This is a genomic window from Streptomyces venezuelae (genome assembly GCF_008642335.1).
In the GTDB taxonomy this organism is placed as follows: Bacteria; Actinomycetota; Actinomycetes; order Streptomycetales; family Streptomycetaceae; genus Streptomyces; species Streptomyces venezuelae_F.
Genome location: NZ_CP029191.1, coordinates 6,857,857 through 6,872,710 on the forward strand (window position 1 = coordinate 6,857,857; position 14,854 = coordinate 6,872,710).

The window sequence follows — 14,854 nt, forward strand, 5'->3', positions numbered from 1 at the left end:
CGGCATGGGGCTCATAGGGGAACTGCTCATGCTGCCTCTGGCCCCTGCCCGCGGCTCCCTCTGGGTGCTCAGGCAGGTGGTCGACGAGGCGGAGCGGCAGTACTACGACCCCTCGGCGATCCGTCGTGAACTCTCCCGCCTCGAGGAGCTCCTGGAGGCGGGAGAGATCGACGAAGCCGAGTTCGAGCGGTGCGAGGACCAGCTCCTCGACCGACTGCAGCAGAGCACAGGACAGGACTTCTGATAATGAACCGACTTGCAGTAGGCCTGGCCGTGGGCGCGGGATACGTCCTCGGACGCACGAAGAAGGCGAAGTTCGCGTTCGCCGTCGGCAGCATGGTGGCGGGCAAGCGGCTCAATCTGAGCCCCAAGGCGCTGGGCCAGATGGTGACCCAGCAGCTGGAGAACAATCCGCAGTTCAAGGAGATCGGCGACCAGCTGCGCCAGGATCTGCGGGGCGTGGGCAAGGCCGCCACCGGATCCCTGCTCAACCGGCAGCTGGAAGGCCTCGCCGACCGGCTGCACGACCGCACCCTCGGCGTCCAGGACCGGATATCCGGCGTCGTGCCGGACGAGGTCAAGGGCGGCGACGACAAGCACGACCGCGATGCGGACGACGACGCCGACGACTCGTACGACGACGAAGAGCCCGACAGGGAACGAGATGTCGACGCCGCCGACGCCGACGCGGAGTCCGACGACGAGGACCGGTCCGGCGGGCAGCGGCGCAAGAAGGCGCCGGCCAAGAGGAGCGCGCCGAAGGCGGGCGCCAAGACCGCCTCGAAGACGGCCGCGAAGAAGGCCCCGGCCAAGAAGACCGCGCAGAAGACGGCCCGCAAGACCACCCAGAAGAAGACGGCCGCGGCGTCCCGCGGGACCGCCCGCAGGGCGACCTCGTCGGCCCGCTCGGGCGGCGGCAGGACGAAGGGAGGCAGTGACCATGGCTGAATCACCCCTGAGCAACATCACGCGCAGCCCCGCTGCCGACCGCCTGAAGGAGGAGGCGCAGGCCTACCTCATGGCGCAGGCCGAGCGCATGCTCGTCGGCGTCGGGCACCGGCTCGGTGACGCCACCGTCAAGCTGAACGACATCGCGGAGGGCAAGAGCCCCGGCTTCGGCAAGCTCGCCGCGCAGGCCGGCAAGAAGATCGCCGACGGCAAGGGCCCGGTGCGCAGCGCGCTGGAACTCGGCGGCACCCACCTGAAGGACAAGGTCACCGACGCCTTCAAGGGCATCGGCGGCGGCAAGCGCAAGAAGGGCGGCGCGGGCCAGAAGCCGACGGTCATCCTGGAGTACATCGACGTCGGCGTGCCGCTGCGCGAGGCCTACGACCAGTGGACCCAGTACCAGGAGTTCTCCACCTTCGCCAAGGGCGTCAAGGGCGCCACCGTGGCGAACGACACGGACTCCGACTGGCAGCTCAAGGTCTTCTGGTCCAGCCGCAGCTGGAAGGCGCACACCACCGAGCAGGTGCCGGACCAGCGCATCACCTGGACCTCCGAGGGCGGCAAGGGGACGACGAAGGGCGTCGTCACCTTCCACTCGCTCGCCGAGAACCTCACCCGGGTGCTGCTCATCATCGAGTACTACCCGAAGGGCCTCTTCGAGAAGACCGGCAACATCTGGCGCGCCCAGGGCCGCCGGGCCCGCCTGGACCTCAAGCACTTCGCCCGGCACATCACGATGCGCGGCGAGGCGAGCGACGGCTGGCGCGGAGAGATCCGTGACGGCGAGGTCGTCCGCAGCCACGAGGACGCGGTGGCCGAGGAAGAGGAGGAGCGCGAGGCTCAGGACGAGCCGCAGGACGACGCCCGGGACGAGCCGGAGTCCGAGTACGACGAGGACGAGGACGAGGAAGGCGAGCACGAGGACGAGCCGGCCGACGAGTACGAGGACGAGGAGGACGTCCCCGAGGAGGAGCTCGAGGACGAGCCCGAGGCCGAGTACGAGGACGACGAGGAGCCGGAGGCCGAGGAGGAGCCCGAATCCGAGGACGAGCCGGAGGCCGAGTACGAAGAGGACGAACCCGAGGCCGACGACGAGCAGCAGCGTGAGTACGCCGGGGCGTCCGGCGGCGGGCGGGACCGTCGATGACGGCGTCCCCCGGCGGCGGGCTCCCGGGCCCGTACGGCAGCGGCGGTGGCGGGGCCAACCTCGCCGACATCCTCGAACGCGTCCTGGACAAGGGCATCGTCATCGCCGGTGACATCAAGATCAACCTGCTCGACATCGAACTGCTCACCATCAAGCTCCGTCTGATCGTCGCCTCGATCGACAAGGCGAAGGAGATGGGCATCGACTGGTGGGAGGACGACCCGGCGCTCTCCTCCGGGGCGCGCCGCGCCGAACTCGCCCGGGAGAACAACGAGTTGAAACAGCGCCTGGCGGAGCTCGAGGAGCGGGACGCCCTCGAACCGGCCGAGACCAAGGCCGAGACGAAGGCCAGGGCCAAGGCCAGTGAAGGAGACACGTGAACGCCGCGAACGCCGACCAGCACGGCGGCGGGCCGCACCACGACGACCTGCGGTACGTCTACGCGGTCTGCCGCCCCCTCGCCGCGCCGCTCGCCGCCGACCTCACCGGGGTCGGCGGCGTGCCGCCCCGTCAGCTCGTCCACGGGGACCTGGTCGCCCTGGTCGGCCCGGTGCCGGAGCGGGACTTCGCGGAGCAGCCCCTGCGCGCGCACCTCGAAGACCTCGACTGGCTCTCCGAGACGGCCCGCGCCCACCAACGCGTCATCGACGCGCTCACGACCGTCACCTGCCCGCTGCCGCTGCGCCTCGCCACCGTCTTCCGTGACGACAGCGGCGTACGCGCGATGCTGGAGGACGGCTCGGAGCGGTTCCGGCGCGTCCTCGAACGCATCGACGGGCGCGTGGAGTGGGGCGTGAAGGTGTACATGGAGAACGCCGAGGAGGCCAAGGACACCGCGTCCGAGGCGTCCGACGCGCCCCGCTCCGGCCGCGACTACCTGCGCCGCCGACGCAGTCAGCGCACGGCGCAGGAGGAGAACTGGCAGCGCGCCGAGGGCTTCGCGCGCGAGCTGCACGAGCGGCTGTCGGGGCACGCAGACGACTCCCGGCTGCACGCCCCGCAGAACTCGGAGCTGTCCCGCACGCCGGGCCGCAACGTGCTCAACGCGGCCTACCTGGTGTCCCGTGCGCACTCCGAGGAGTTCGTCGAGCTCGTGGACCGCACCAAGGACGAGGGCGCGGGGGCGGGTCCGCTCCGGGTGGAGCTGACGGGGCCGTGGGCGGCGTACTCCTTCACGGGGGACGCGGACGACGAGGAGGGCACGACCGCATGACCGTCGTGGAACGCAGGGAAGTCGCCCTGGTCGACCTGCTCGACCGGCTCCTCGCGGGAGGCGTGGTCATCGCGGGTGACATCACCCTGCGGATCGCGGATGTCGACCTGGTACGCATCGACCTGAACGCCCTGATCAGCTCGGTCAACGAGCAAGTGCCCTCGCCGTGGCCGGAGTTGGAGTGACCCATGAGCACTGAAGCCGAGCCGAACACGAACACGAGCACCGATCGCCGCAAGCGCATGGACCTCGACCCCGACACCGTCGAGCGGGATCTGGTGAAGCTGGTCCTGACCATCGTCGAACTGCTGCGTCAGCTGATGGAGCGGCAGGCCGTGCGCCGCTTCGACACCGGTGAGCTGACCGAGGAGCAGGAGGAGCGGATCGGCCTCACGCTGATGCTCCTGGAGGACCGGATGGCCGAGCTCCGGGGCCGGTACGGGCTGCGGCCCGAGGACCTGAACCTGGATCTCGGACCGCTGGGCCCGCTGCTCCCCAGGGAGTGACCCGGGAGAGGACCGGCGGGCGGGCGCGTCACTTCCGGCAGAGCACCTCGCCGTGCAGCACCGCGAACCACGCGTCCTCCCGCGCGCCCCACTCCCGCCACCCCGCGGCGATCGCGCCGAGCCGTTCCGCGTCCGTGTGGCCGCCCTCCACCGCGCGCCCGGCGTAGGAGGAGTCGACCGTGCGGTCCGCCCACAGGCCGCTCCACCAGGCGCGCTCGTCCTCGGAGCTGTAGCACCAGGTGTCCGCGGTCGCGGTGACGTCCGCGAAGCCGGCCTCCAGGGCCCAGGACTTGAGGCGGCGCCCCGCGTCGGGCTCGCCGCCGTTGGCGCGGGCCACTTGGCGGTAGAGGTCCAGCCACTCGTCCATGACGGGCATCCGGGGGTGCCAGGTCATCGCCTCGTAGTCCGCGTCGCGCACCGCGACGATGCCGCCCGGTCTGCAGACCCGCCGCATCTCGCGCAGCGCCCGCACCGGATCGCCGACGTGTTGGAGGACCTGATGGGCGTGGACGACGCAGAAGGAGTCGTCGGGGTAGTCGAGGTCGTGCACGTCCGCGACGGCGAACTCGACGTTGTCCACCCCGCGTTCGGCCGCGGTGGCGCGGGCCCGGTCCAGGATGCCGGGGGCGCGGTCCACGCCGGTGACCCGGCCGTCCGGCACGAGCGCGGCCAGATCGGCGGTGAGGGTGCCGGGGCCGCAGCCGATGTCGAGGACCGTCATGTCGGGCTCGAGCGAACCGACCAGATAGGCGGCCGAGTTGGCGGCGGTGCGCCACGTGTGCGAGCGCAGCACGGACTCGTGGTGCCCGTGCGTGTAGACGGCGGTCTCCTGCGGCATGGCGGAGCTCCTTCGTGTGCGAGTACGAAGACTGCGAGTACGGAGACCGTACGCCGCCATGCCGAATGGCGAGACCTGCGTATCAATATGTGGTCAAGCGGTGGTGTCGGAGCACTCTCAGCGGAGGTTGCTCAGCGGGCGGTACACGGTCAGCGCCTCCGGCAGCTTGTCGATGAGCAACGAGCCCTCGACGTGCGTCACTTCACCGTCGAACGCCACGGCGGTGCCCTCGCCGAGCCCGTCCACCCGCAGCCTGGGCAGCCGCGCGGCCGCCTGCGCGGGGGAGCGCACCTCGGGTCCGGTCAGCGCGGCGGCCAGGAGCCGGGCGCCCGGCCTGCGCCCGCCGTGCACGATGCGCACATCGAGCAGACCGTCCGCCAGGTCGAGCCTGCGGCCCGGGGTGAGACCCGGCCGGTGGTACGTGCAGTTGCCCGCGAACAGCAGCCACAGCGCGCGGTCCTTGCCACGGAACTGAGCGGTCAGCGGGTGCTCGTCGGAGCGCAGGATCTTCAGCGCCGCGAGCACCGAAGCGGGCCAGCCGCCGATGCGTGGCGACCAGTGCTCGCGCTGCCGCACCAGCTCCGGGTACACGCCCAGGCTGAACGTGTTGAGGAAGTACCCCTCCTTGGGCTCCCCGGACTTCGACCCCTCCGCGGTGAAACGGCCCACGTCGACGGCGACCGCCTCGCCCGCCTCCACCGCACCCGCCAGGTCGTGGGCGTCCTCCACCCCGAGGTCGTACGCGAAGTGATTGAGGGTGCCGCCGGGCAGCACCGCGAGCGGCAGACCGTGGTGGAGCGCGACGCGCGCCGCGGCGTTGACCGTGCCGTCGCCGCCGCACACCCCGAGGACCGTCGCGCGGGCCGCCGCCTTCTCCAGCTCGGCGCCCACGTCGGCGGGGTCGGCGACGACGACCTCCGCCTCGGGCAGCGCGTCGCTCAGCGCCTTCACGCGCTGCGGAGTGCCCGCACCCGTATTGGTCACCAGGACCAGACCGGCACCGCCCGGCAGCGCGGGCGCCGTCACCCGGGGCCGTCCCGGCGGCGCGAGCTGCGACCGCGTCGGCACCAGACCCCGCACCGCGAACGCCGCGCCCGCGCCCAGCGCGCCGCCCACCAGGACGTCGCTCGGATAGTGCGCCCCGGTGTAGATGCGGGAGACCGCGACGGCGGTGGCGAGCGGCGCGACGGCCGCGCCCCAGGCCCGCGACTCCAGCGCCACGCCCGTGGCGAACGCGGCGGCGGACGCCGCGTGACCCGAAGGGAAGGACGTGGTGATGGGCTGCCGCTTCAACTGGCGTATCAACGGCACCGCGTCGAGCACCGGCCGGGCGCGGCGCACCGAGCGCTTGCCCAGCGTGTTGATCGTCGCGGAGGCCAGTGCCAGCGAGGCGACGCCGCGCACCGCGGCGCGCCGGGCCCGCGGGGTCCGCGTCGCGGTGATCGCCGCGGCCGTCGCGAACCACAGCACGCCGTGGTTGGCGCTCTGGCTGAGCCCCGGAAGCACCCGGTCGGCGCCGGGCCAGTGCCGCTTGGCGACCGCTTCGAAGAGCCGGCTGTCGAAGGAGACCAGACGGGCCTTGACCGGGCGGTGCCCGGCGGCGGGACGGGACAGGTCGAGACCGGAGACGTCCGGGGAGTCAGCGCACATGGCGCTCACGTACCCCCGCCTCCGCCGTTCAGGCCGCCCCCGCGGGGAAACGGTTTGCCCGGGCGCCCTTCGGGCACGGAGAATCCCGCTCATGGGACATCTGGAAGCCGCACACCTCGAGTACTACTTGCCGGACGGGCGGGCGCTGCTCGGTGATGTCTCCTTCCGGGTCGGCGAGGGCGCGGTCGTCGCCCTGGTCGGGGCGAACGGCGCGGGCAAGACCACCCTCCTGCGGCTGATCTCCGGCGAGCTCCAGCCGCACGGCGGCAGCGTCACCGTCAGCGGCGGCCTCGGCGTCATGCCGCAGTTCGTCGGGTCCGTGCGCGACGAGACCACCGTGCGCGACCTGCTCGTCTCCGTCGCCCAGCCGCGGATCAGGGCGGCCGCGCAGGCCGTCGACGCCGCCGAGCACCTGATCATGACGGTCGACGACGAGGCCGCCCAGATGAAGTACGCCCAGGCGCTCTCCGACTGGGCGGAGGTCCAGGGGTACGAGGCCGAGACGCTGTGGGACATCTGCACGACGGCAGCGCTCGGCGTCCCCTACGACAAGGCCCAGTTCCGCGAGGTCCGCACCCTCTCCGGCGGCGAGCAGAAGCGTCTCGTCCTGGAGGCCCTGCTGCGCGGCACCGACGAGGTGCTGCTCCTCGACGAGCCGGACAACTACCTCGACGTGCCCGGCAAGCGCTGGCTGGAGGAGCAGCTCAAGGAGACCCGCAAGACCGTTCTGTTCGTCTCCCACGACCGCGAGCTGCTCGCCCGCGCCGCCGAGAAGATCGTCAGCGTCGAGCAGAGCCCCGAGGGCGCCGACGCCTGGGTGCACGGCGGCGGCTTCGAGACGTTCCACGAGGCCCGCAAGGAACGCTTCGCGCGCTTCGAGGAGCTGCGCCGCCGCTGGGACGAGAAGCACGAGCAGCTGAAGAAGCTGGTCCGCACCCTGCGCCAGGCCGCCGACGTCAGCCATGAGATGGCGTCGCGGTACCACGCGGCCCAGACCAGGCTTCGCAAGTTCGAGGAGGCCGGACCGCCGCCCGAGCCGCCGCGCGAGCAGGACATCACCATGCGCCTGCACGGCGGACGCACCGGGGTCCGGGCCGTGACCTGCGAGAACCTCGAACTGACCGGCCTGATGAAACCCTTCGACCTGGAGGTCTTCTACGGCGAGCGGGTCGCCGTCCTCGGCTCTAACGGCTCCGGCAAGTCGCACTTCCTGCGGCTGCTCGCGGGCGACACCGAGAACCCGGTGGCGCACACCGGGCTCTGGAAGCTCGGCGCGCGCGTCGTGCCGGGACACTTCGCGCAGACCCACTCCCACCCCGAGCTGATGGGCCGCCCGCTCCTGGACATCCTGTGGCGCGAGCACGCGCAGGACCGCGGCGCCGCGATGTCCCGGCTCCGGCGGTACGAACTGACGCAGCAGGCCGAGCAGAAGTTCGAGCGGCTCTCCGGCGGCCAGCAGGCCCGCTTCCAGATCCTGCTGCTCGAACTGCAGGGCTGCACGGCGCTGCTCCTCGACGAGCCCACGGACAACCTGGACCTGGAGTCGGCCGAGGCGCTGCAGGAAGGCCTCGAGGCCTTCCAGGGCACGGTTCTCGCCGTCACCCACGACCGCTGGTTCGCCCGCTCCTTCGACCGCTACCTGGTCTTCGGCAGCGACGGCCACGTCCGCGAGACGCCGGAGCCGGTGTGGGACGAGCGGCGGGTCGACCGCGTGCGGTAGCCCCGCCGCCCACCCACCGCTCGAAACCGGTCTCTCAGCCGAAGGCCGGGGAGGCCGGGGAGGCCGGCTGCGTGGGCCTGACGCCCGGCGTGGCCCGGCACGTCACGTCCTTCGCCGGCAGCCTGCCGGTGACCAGGTACTCCGTGGCGGTGTCCTCGGCGCACCGGTTGGCCGGGCCCGCGGACATCCCGTACACGACGCCGTGCCCCTCGCCCTCGTCGACGGTCACCAGCCGGGAGCCCTTGAGCGCGCGGTGCATGCCGCGCGCCGTCGACAGGGGGGTCTGCGAGTCCCACTCGTTCTGCACGATCAGCGAACGGACGTGGTTGTCGACCTTCGTCGGGGGCTCCACCGGACGGTCCCAGAAGGCGCACGGGTTGATGTTGGACGCGAAGTCGCCGAACAGCGGATGGCGGGCGGCGTCACGGACCGAGTCGCGGTGGTAGGTCTTCGGGTCGCGCGGCATGGGCGCGTCACCGCACACGACGGTCCAGAGCGCCGACACCAGGTTGTCCGTGGCCTCCGGCTCCGTCGGGAAGTCGGGCACCGGCTTGCCCGCGGCGGCGTCCTTCAGCATGCCGACGAGCTCGGCGGCGCTGCGGGGGGTGAAGAACTCGCGGCGCAGGAAGCCGCGGATGTCGGTGCCGGTGAGCTTGGCCGTGCCCACGTCGATCGGGTCGCGGTCGGCCCGCTTCACCAGGTCCCAGAAGGTACGGGAGACTTCGGCCGGCGTCTTCCCCAGGTCGTACGTCGCCGAGTGCGCGGCGGTCCACCGCGTCCAGCGCGCGAACGCGGGCTCGGCCTCCGACGCCCACACCTGGAACATCTTGCGCCACATCATCTTCGGGTCGACGGCGCTGTCCAGGACGAACCGGTCGGCGCGCCGGGGGAACAGCTGCGTGTACACGGAGCCGAGCGCGGTGCCGTACGAGACGCCGTAGTACGAGATCTTCTTCTCGCCGAGGACGGCCCGCAGGACGTCCATGTCCCGCGCGGTGTTGCGGGTCGTCATGTGCGAGAGCGCCGGGCCCGTCTGCTTGCGGCACTTGTCCGCGACGGTCTTCGCCCGGGCGACGCTCTCGCCGAACGGCCGGTAGGAGCGCGGGAAGCGCTTCTCGTCGTCGGTGAGCCCGCACTCGACGGGGGTGCTCCGGCCGATGCCGCGGGGGTCGAACCCGATGAGGTCGTACCGCTCGGTGACGGACTTGGGCATCGTCTCGGTGAAGTACAGCGGTAGGTCGAGCCCGGGGCCGCCGGGACCGCCCGGATTGGAGAGCAGGACACCGCGGCGCTTCGCGGGGTCGGTCGCCTCGATCCGGGATATCGCGACGTCGATGACGGTGCCGCCGGGGTCGCGGTAGTCCAGCGGCACCTTGAGGGTGGCGCACTGGTAGGCGGCGGGCGTGTCGGATCCGCACCGCTTCCAGTCCGGCTTCTGGTCGGTGAACCGGCTCAGCGGGCGGCTCCCGGTGTCCTGCCGGGGCGCGGCCGAGGCCGGCAGCGCGGCGAGACCGGGGGCCAGTACGGCGGTGAGGCCGAGGGCGACGAGCGGTAAGCGGCGGCGTCTCGGTACGGAGTGGGGCACGTGGGAGGTCCTTCCGTCGTAACAGGTGCTGTTGATCGGTTGGACGCGGAAACAGAGCTCTCTGCCTCCCCGGCGGACACGGCTGTTTCAGGACATTTACGGGGTTCCTGTACGCGCCGGTTCGCCCGTGCGGTGCGCGCGCGGCCCGTGTGCGGTGCATCCTGGGTAGTACGCAGAGCGATCGGAGCGATCCATGAACGGAGTCGATCCGGGCAGGCTGGACGACCAGCAGCTCATCAAGGAGCTGGAGACGATCCACCGCACCCGCCACAGCACCCTGCTGCACGGTTCGAGCGATGCCCTGCGGGCCCACAACGACCGCATGGCGGAACTCGAAGGCGAGTACTTGCGCCGCCATCCGCGCAGGTCGGTGGCCGGGGGCCGGACCCGCGCGGGCGCGCGGGAGAGGGGAAGCACGAGCACATGACGGACCACCGGACCCTCCTCGCGCGGCACGGCGAGGCGCTCGACCTGTTCACCGACCGCGTGCACGCCGTAGGCGCCGACCAGTGGGACGACCCCACCCCCTGCACGGACTGGACCGTGCACGACCTGGTCAACCACCTCGCGTCCGAGCAGCTGTGGGTGCCGCCGCTGCTGCGCGACGGAGCCACCACGGAGTCCGTCGGCGACGCCTTCGACGGCGACATGCTCGGCCCCGACCCGGTCGCCTCCTGGGACACCGCGTCCGCCGCCTCACGCGCCGCGTTCCGCGAGGAGGGCGCCCTGGACCGCACCGTCCACCTGTCGTTCGGCGAGGCATCGGCGCCGTTCTACGCCGGGCAGATGATCACCGACCTCGTGGTGCACGCCTGGGATCTGTCCCGCGCGATCGGCGCCGACGAGACACTGCCCGAGGCCTTGGTCGACTTTGCGCTTTCCGAAGTGAGGCCTTACGCAGAGGAGTTGGAGAAGAGCGGCCTCTTCGCCCCGGCCGTCGAGTCGCCCGCCGACGCCGACGAGCAGACGAAACTCCTGAACCTCCTCGGCCGCGAGGTCTGAAGATCGTTCCAAGTCCGAGATCGCTCCACCGTCTTTCGGCTCGCGAACAGAGGGAACCTGATGTTCATGAGAGTCGGAGTGGTGGATGTGGGTTCGAACACGGTGCGGCTCGTCGTCGCGGACGCCGACGGACAGGTGCCGTTGCCGGTCCACACGGTGAAGAGACGGCTGAGGCTGGGAGAGCATCTGGACGACGAGGGACGCCTCGGCGAGGAGCCGGTCCGCGAACTGGTCGCCGCGGTCCGCGACGTACAGGAGGAGGCGCAGCGCTGGGGGGTGTACGAACCCTTCGCCTTCGTCACCTCGATCGTGCGGGACGCCCCGAACCGGGCCGAGGTCCTGGAAGCGGTGGAGGCCGGTACGGGCATCCGGCTGCGCACCCTGTCGGGGGAGGCCGAGGCGGAGCTGACGTTCCTCGCCGCCCGCAGATGGATGGGGTGGCGCGCGGGACCGCTGGTGCTCTTCGACATCGGCGGCGGATCGCTCGAAGTGGCCTTCGGGCGCAGCCGCCTGCCGGACTACGCGGCGTCGCTGCCGCTCGGGGCGAGACGGCTGACGCGGGACCTCTTCGGCGGCCAGGACCCGCCCCGCCCCGAGGACCTGAAGGCGGTGCGCCGCCAGGTGCGCCACCAGCTGCGGGACGTGGCCGCCCGGATCCGCTGGGAGATGCCGCACACGGCCGTCGCCACGTCCCGCACGTTCCAGCAGCTGGCCAGATTGTGCGGCGCGGCTCCCGGCCGCTACGGCCCGTTCGTGGAGCGGCAGTTGAGCCGCGTCGCACTCGGCGGGGCGCTCAAGGAGCTGGCGTCGCTGCCCGCCGAGCGGCGCGCCCAGCTGCCCGGCATCTCGGCGGCGCGCGCCGGTCAGTGCGTGGCCGGCGCGGTCGTCGCCCACACGGCGATGAAGCTGACCGGCATCGAGGAGGTCACCGTCTGCCCCTGGGCCCTGCGCGAGGGCATCCTGCTCCGCTACATCGAGGACGGTGACGCGGACTGGTGGGCGGGTGAGCACGTGCACACGGGTGACACGAGCCGCACCGCCCAGATGCTGCTGCCGGTGCCCGCAGGGACCTGAGGCGCGCCCCGGAAGGGGTCAGCCGGACTGCGGCTTCGCCCCCTTGGCGAACTCCGCGAGGAACGCCTCGCAGAACGCCTTGAGGTCGTCCGGCTTGCGGCTGGTGATGAGCGTGTTGGGGCCGCCGGTGCAGACCTTGACCTGCTCGTCGACCCAGGTGCCGCCCGCGTTGCGGATGTCGGTCTTCAGGCTCGGCCAGGAGGTCAGGGTGCGGCCGCCCAGCACGTCCGCCTCGACGAGCGTCCAGGGGGCGTGGCAGATGGCCGCGACGGGGAGGCCGCGGTCGAAGAAGTCCTTGACGAACGCCACGGCCTTCTCGTCCGTGCGCAGGTAGTCCGGGTTGGCGACGCCGCCGGGCAGCACGAGCCCGTCGAACGCGTCGGCCCGTGCGTCGGCCACGACCTCCTGGACGGGGAAGGTGTCCGCCTTGTCGAGGTGGTTGAAGCCCTGGATCTCACCGGGGTCCGTGGACACCAGGACGGCCTCGCCGCCCGCGTCCCGGACGGCCTGCATGGGGTCCGTGAGTTCGATCTGCTCGACGCCCTCGGGCGCTACGAGGAACGCGATGCGCTGCGGCATGGCGGAGTCGTCCTTCCTGTTGGCTGATTTCGTACAAGGTCGTACAAGGGTTGTACAAGATCTGATTGTCCGTATGGGTGTGGTTTAAACCCATCCGTCCGGGCCGCCGTCGGGCGCCGCGCGGCTGATGTCGGCGAGCGCCGACGTCGGATCCTGCGACACCGCGAGGTCACCGAGGCTCACCATTCCCACCGGATGGCCGTCCTCGACGACGGGCAGCCGCCGCACCGCGTGGTCGCGCATCAGCCCGATGGCCTCCGACACCGCGTCGTCGGGGGCCACCACCACCGGGTTCGGCGTGCAGACGGCCTGCGCGCTGACCGTCAGCGGATCCGCGCCGTCCGCCACGGCGCGCAACGCGATGTCCCGGTCCGTGAGCACGCCGAGGACCCGCCCTTCCGCCGCCACCAGGACGTCGCCGATGTCCTGGGCGCGCATCAACTGTGCCGCTTCGACGAGAGAGGCGTCGGGGCGTACGGCCACGACACCCGGCGTCATGACGTCCCTTACGTAATCAGCCATGGCTGGAGACCTTCCTGCATGCGTCCGTCATACGTTCCGCGTGCTGACTCCGCCGCAGTACCCCTGAGCCATGAAGCCATGCCTCCGCGGGCCCCTTCCGGAACCGCTAGGACGACCGCTCCCCGCGGTCCTCGTGGCCCGCTCCCGGCAGGAACTCCTGCACCTTCGCCTTCAGACCCTGCTTGACCACCGACGCCCGGTCCGCGTCGCCCTTGAGGATCGACGACGCGGTGGCCTCCATCTGGTCCCACGTCGCGTGCGGCGGGATCGGCGGGACCGCCAAGTCGGTGCGGAAGTCGATCACCACCGGGCCGCTCGCGTCGAGCGCGGCACGCCACGCCGGCTCCACCTCCTCGGGACGCTCCACGCGGATGCCGGTCAGACCGATCGAACGGGCGAACTCCGCGTACCGAACGTCGGGCAGCGACTGGGACGGCAGGAAGGACGGGGCGCCCTCCATCGCCCGCATCTCCCACGTCACCTGGTTCAGGTCCTGGTTGTTCCACACGCCGACGACCAGCCGCGGGTCGTCCCAGCGGTGCCGGTACTTGGCGGCGGTGATCAGCTCCGCCATGCCGTTCATCTGCATCGCGCCGTCGCCCACCAGAGCGATCGCGGGACGGTCGGGGTGCGCGAACTTCGCACCGATCGCGTACGGCACACCGCAGCCCATCGTCGCCAGCGTGCCCGACAGGGAGGCGCGCATGTCCCCGCGGAAGGTGAGGTGCCGGGCGAACCAGTTCGCCACCGAACCCGAGTCGGACGTCACGATCGCGTTGTCGGGGAGCAACGGGTCCAGGGCCCGCGCCACATACTCCGGATTGATGGGATCGGCGGAGATCCCGGCCCTGCGCTCCATCACCCCGCGCCAGCGCGCGACGTTCGCACAGACCTCGTCGTACCACTCGCGGCACACCTCGCGGCGGTCCTTGTCGATGAGCGGGATCAGCTCGCGCAGCGTCGCCCGCGCGTCGCCGACGAGGTTCACCTCGTACGGATAGCGCATCCCGATCATGTGCGGGTCGATGTCGATCTGCACACCGCGCGCCGAACCGAACTCCGGCAGGAACTGCGAGTACGGGAAGCTGGAGCCGATCGTCAGGAGCGTGTCGCAGTCGCGCATCAGCTCGTAGCTGGGGCGGGTGCCGAGCAGGCCGATCGAACCGGTGACGTACGGGAGTTCGTCGCTCAGCGCGTCCTTGCCGAGCAGCGCCTTCGCCACGCCCGCGCCGAGCAGCTCCGCGATCTCCTCGACCTCCGCGCGCGCCCCCGCCGCGCCCTGGCCGACCAGGATGGCCGCCTTGTCGCCGGAGTTCAGGACCTCCGCGGCGCGCTCCAGGGCCGTCGGCGAGGGCATCGCGGTCCAGCTGCTGCGGTCGAGACTGGAGGGGACCATCTTGAAGGCGTGCGGCGGCGGGGTGTACTCCAGCTCCTGCACGTCGCCGGGGACGATCACGGCGGTCGGGCAGCGGCGCGCGTACGCGGTGCGGATCGCCCGGTCCAGGACGTTGGGCAGCTGCTCGGGGACCGTCACCGTCTCCACGAAGTCGCCCGCCACGTCCTTGAACAGCGTGTGCAGGTCCACCTCCTGCTGGTACGAGCCGCCCATCGCGCTGCGGTGGGTCTGCCCGACGATCGCGAGGACCGGCACGTGGTCCAGCTTCGCGTCGTACAGGCCGTTCAGCAGATGCACCGCCCCCGGGCCCGACGTCGCCACGCACACACCGAGCCGCCTGCCGAACTTGGCGTACCCGACCGCCTGGAACGCCGACATCTCCTCGTGCCGGGACTGCACGAAACGCGGCCGGTCCTCGGCCCTGCCCCACGCGGCCAGCAGACCGTTGATGCCGTCACCCGGATAGCCGAAGACCTGCTCCACGCCCCAGGCGCGCAGCCTCTCCAGGATGTGGTCGGCGACCTTGACGCTCATGCGGAACCCTCCGGTCGAAAACGGAAAACGGCAGTCTGGTCCGGGTGTCCTGCCGCACCGGCGGGAAACCTCGCGGTGTTTGCTGCCCAAAGCGCGGGGCAGGCGGAAGGGAGTGCTTCGGACCGGAGGCACGTCCGTGG

General features: G+C 71.5%; 17 protein-coding genes. 11 read left to right on the forward strand and 6 right to left on the reverse strand.

Annotated elements, in window-relative coordinates; genetic code table 11:
- Positions 1 to 4: 4 nt before the first annotated feature.
- The 7 genes from DEJ49_RS30710 to DEJ49_RS30740 are packed head-to-tail and all read left to right on the forward strand — an operon-like array spanning position 5 to position 3,814.
- Positions 5 to 244: a gas vesicle protein GvpG gene (locus tag DEJ49_RS30710; protein ID WP_150174161.1), complete on the forward strand. Its 240-nt coding sequence runs from the start codon at positions 5 to 7 to the stop codon at positions 242 to 244.
- A gap of 2 nt (positions 245 to 246) precedes the next feature.
- Entirely contained in the window at positions 247 to 948 is a 702-nt protein-coding gene (locus tag DEJ49_RS30715) for a DNA primase (RefSeq protein ID WP_150187121.1), read from the forward strand.
- The gene (locus DEJ49_RS30720; RefSeq protein ID WP_150187122.1) at positions 941 to 2,095 is read left to right on the forward strand and encodes an SRPBCC family protein; all 1,155 of its coding nucleotides are present in this window, start codon (positions 941 to 943) and stop codon (positions 2,093 to 2,095) included. The genes DEJ49_RS30715 and DEJ49_RS30720 overlap by 8 nt, the downstream gene beginning before the upstream one ends.
- A complete protein-coding gene (locus tag DEJ49_RS30725; RefSeq protein WP_150187123.1) occupies positions 2,092 to 2,475 on the forward strand; it encodes a gas vesicle protein in 384 nt (127 codons plus the stop codon). Before DEJ49_RS30720 ends, DEJ49_RS30725 begins: the two co-directional genes overlap by 4 nt.
- The gene (locus DEJ49_RS30730) at positions 2,472 to 3,308 is read left to right on the forward strand and encodes a GvpL/GvpF family gas vesicle protein (protein ID WP_223833051.1); all 837 of its coding nucleotides are present in this window, start codon (positions 2,472 to 2,474) and stop codon (positions 3,306 to 3,308) included. Before DEJ49_RS30725 ends, DEJ49_RS30730 begins: the two co-directional genes overlap by 4 nt.
- A complete protein-coding gene (locus DEJ49_RS30735) occupies positions 3,305 to 3,493 on the forward strand; it encodes a gas vesicle protein (protein ID WP_098245919.1) in 189 nt (62 codons plus the stop codon). Before DEJ49_RS30730 ends, DEJ49_RS30735 begins: the two co-directional genes overlap by 4 nt.
- A 3-nt stretch (positions 3,494 to 3,496) precedes the next feature.
- Positions 3,497 to 3,814: a gas vesicle protein K gene (locus DEJ49_RS30740; RefSeq protein WP_150187124.1), complete on the forward strand. Its 318-nt coding sequence runs from the start codon at positions 3,497 to 3,499 to the stop codon at positions 3,812 to 3,814.
- Between the two features lie 28 nt (positions 3,815 to 3,842).
- On the opposite strand, the gene DEJ49_RS30745 is transcribed toward DEJ49_RS30740, so the two are convergent.
- Both DEJ49_RS30745 and DEJ49_RS30750 read right to left on the reverse strand, forming a co-directional pair.
- Positions 3,843 to 4,652: a class I SAM-dependent methyltransferase gene (locus DEJ49_RS30745; RefSeq protein ID WP_150187125.1), complete on the reverse strand. Its 810-nt coding sequence runs from the start codon at positions 4,650 to 4,652 to the stop codon at positions 3,843 to 3,845.
- A gap of 117 nt (positions 4,653 to 4,769) precedes the next feature.
- The gene (locus tag DEJ49_RS30750) at positions 4,770 to 6,302 is read right to left on the reverse strand and encodes a bifunctional phosphatase PAP2/diacylglycerol kinase family protein (RefSeq protein ID WP_223833052.1); all 1,533 of its coding nucleotides are present in this window, start codon (positions 6,300 to 6,302) and stop codon (positions 4,770 to 4,772) included.
- Positions 6,303 to 6,393: 91 nt separating this feature from the next.
- Here DEJ49_RS30750 and DEJ49_RS30755 point away from each other — a divergent pair, with 91 nt between their 5' ends.
- Positions 6,394 to 8,022: an ABC-F family ATP-binding cassette domain-containing protein gene (locus DEJ49_RS30755; protein ID WP_150187127.1), complete on the forward strand. Its 1,629-nt coding sequence runs from the start codon at positions 6,394 to 6,396 to the stop codon at positions 8,020 to 8,022.
- A 34-nt stretch (positions 8,023 to 8,056) separates the two neighbouring features.
- On the opposite strand, the gene DEJ49_RS30760 is transcribed toward DEJ49_RS30755, so the two are convergent.
- The gene (locus DEJ49_RS30760; RefSeq protein WP_150187128.1) at positions 8,057 to 9,607 is read right to left on the reverse strand and encodes an alpha/beta hydrolase; all 1,551 of its coding nucleotides are present in this window, start codon (positions 9,605 to 9,607) and stop codon (positions 8,057 to 8,059) included.
- Between the two features lie 193 nt (positions 9,608 to 9,800).
- On the opposite strand from DEJ49_RS30760, the gene DEJ49_RS30765 reads away from it, so the two are divergent.
- The 3 genes from DEJ49_RS30765 to DEJ49_RS30775 all read left to right on the forward strand — a co-directional run bounded on the left by DEJ49_RS30765 (position 9,801) and on the right by DEJ49_RS30775 (position 11,683).
- On the forward strand, positions 9,801 to 10,034 hold the full coding sequence (locus tag DEJ49_RS30765; protein WP_150187129.1) for a DUF6158 family protein: 234 nt from the start codon (positions 9,801 to 9,803) through the stop codon (positions 10,032 to 10,034).
- Positions 10,031 to 10,609 carry a TIGR03086 family metal-binding protein gene (locus tag DEJ49_RS30770; RefSeq protein ID WP_150187130.1) on the forward strand — a complete coding sequence of 193 codons (579 nt, stop codon included), beginning with the start codon at positions 10,031 to 10,033 and terminating at the stop codon, positions 10,607 to 10,609. The genes DEJ49_RS30765 and DEJ49_RS30770 overlap by 4 nt, the downstream gene beginning before the upstream one ends.
- Positions 10,610 to 10,675: 66 nt before the next feature.
- Positions 10,676 to 11,683: a Ppx/GppA phosphatase family protein gene (locus DEJ49_RS30775; protein WP_150187131.1), complete on the forward strand. Its 1,008-nt coding sequence runs from the start codon at positions 10,676 to 10,678 to the stop codon at positions 11,681 to 11,683.
- 18 nt (positions 11,684 to 11,701) lie between these two features.
- On the opposite strand, the gene DEJ49_RS30780 is transcribed toward DEJ49_RS30775, so the two are convergent.
- From DEJ49_RS30780 to DEJ49_RS30790, 3 genes are all read right to left on the reverse strand, one after another.
- Positions 11,702 to 12,262 carry a type 1 glutamine amidotransferase domain-containing protein gene (locus DEJ49_RS30780; protein ID WP_150187132.1) on the reverse strand — a complete coding sequence of 187 codons (561 nt, stop codon included), beginning with the start codon at positions 12,260 to 12,262 and terminating at the stop codon, positions 11,702 to 11,704.
- Between the two features lie 84 nt (positions 12,263 to 12,346).
- Positions 12,347 to 12,784 carry a CBS domain-containing protein gene (locus DEJ49_RS30785; RefSeq protein WP_150187133.1) on the reverse strand — a complete coding sequence of 146 codons (438 nt, stop codon included), beginning with the start codon at positions 12,782 to 12,784 and terminating at the stop codon, positions 12,347 to 12,349.
- 106 nt (positions 12,785 to 12,890) lie between these two features.
- Positions 12,891 to 14,714, reverse strand: a complete 1,824-nt coding sequence (locus tag DEJ49_RS30790) for a thiamine pyrophosphate-requiring protein (RefSeq protein ID WP_150187134.1) — start codon at positions 14,712 to 14,714, stop codon at positions 12,891 to 12,893.
- Between the last annotated feature and the right edge of the window lie 140 nt (positions 14,715 to 14,854).

Bases quoted from the DNA above. Each gene is read 5' to 3' on its own strand.
- DEJ49_RS30710 (WP_150174161.1), top strand. From the start codon at position 5: ATGGGGCTCATAGGGGAACTGCTCATGCTGCCTCTGGCCCCTGCCCGC.
- DEJ49_RS30715 (WP_150187121.1), top strand. From the start codon at position 247: ATGAACCGACTTGCAGTAGGCCTGGCCGTGGGCGCGGGATACGTCCTC.
- DEJ49_RS30720 (WP_150187122.1), top strand. From the start codon at position 941: ATGGCTGAATCACCCCTGAGCAACATCACGCGCAGCCCCGCTGCCGAC.
- DEJ49_RS30725 (WP_150187123.1), top strand. From the start codon at position 2,092: ATGACGGCGTCCCCCGGCGGCGGGCTCCCGGGCCCGTACGGCAGCGGC.
- DEJ49_RS30735 (WP_098245919.1), top strand. From the start codon at position 3,305: ATGACCGTCGTGGAACGCAGGGAAGTCGCCCTGGTCGACCTGCTCGAC.
- DEJ49_RS30740 (WP_150187124.1), top strand. From the start codon at position 3,497: ATGAGCACTGAAGCCGAGCCGAACACGAACACGAGCACCGATCGCCGC.
- DEJ49_RS30745 (WP_150187125.1), bottom strand. From the start codon at position 4,652: ATGCCGCAGGAGACCGCCGTCTACACGCACGGGCACCACGAGTCCGTG.
- DEJ49_RS30750 (WP_223833052.1), bottom strand. From the start codon at position 6,302: ATGTGCGCTGACTCCCCGGACGTCTCCGGTCTCGACCTGTCCCGTCCC.
- DEJ49_RS30755 (WP_150187127.1), top strand. From the start codon at position 6,394: ATGGGACATCTGGAAGCCGCACACCTCGAGTACTACTTGCCGGACGGG.
- DEJ49_RS30765 (WP_150187129.1), top strand. From the start codon at position 9,801: ATGAACGGAGTCGATCCGGGCAGGCTGGACGACCAGCAGCTCATCAAG.
- DEJ49_RS30770 (WP_150187130.1), top strand. From the start codon at position 10,031: ATGACGGACCACCGGACCCTCCTCGCGCGGCACGGCGAGGCGCTCGAC.
- DEJ49_RS30775 (WP_150187131.1), top strand. From the start codon at position 10,676: ATGAGAGTCGGAGTGGTGGATGTGGGTTCGAACACGGTGCGGCTCGTC.
- DEJ49_RS30780 (WP_150187132.1), bottom strand. From the start codon at position 12,262: ATGCCGCAGCGCATCGCGTTCCTCGTAGCGCCCGAGGGCGTCGAGCAG.
- DEJ49_RS30785 (WP_150187133.1), bottom strand. From the start codon at position 12,784: ATGGCTGATTACGTAAGGGACGTCATGACGCCGGGTGTCGTGGCCGTA.
- DEJ49_RS30790 (WP_150187134.1), bottom strand. From the start codon at position 14,714: ATGAGCGTCAAGGTCGCCGACCACATCCTGGAGAGGCTGCGCGCCTGG.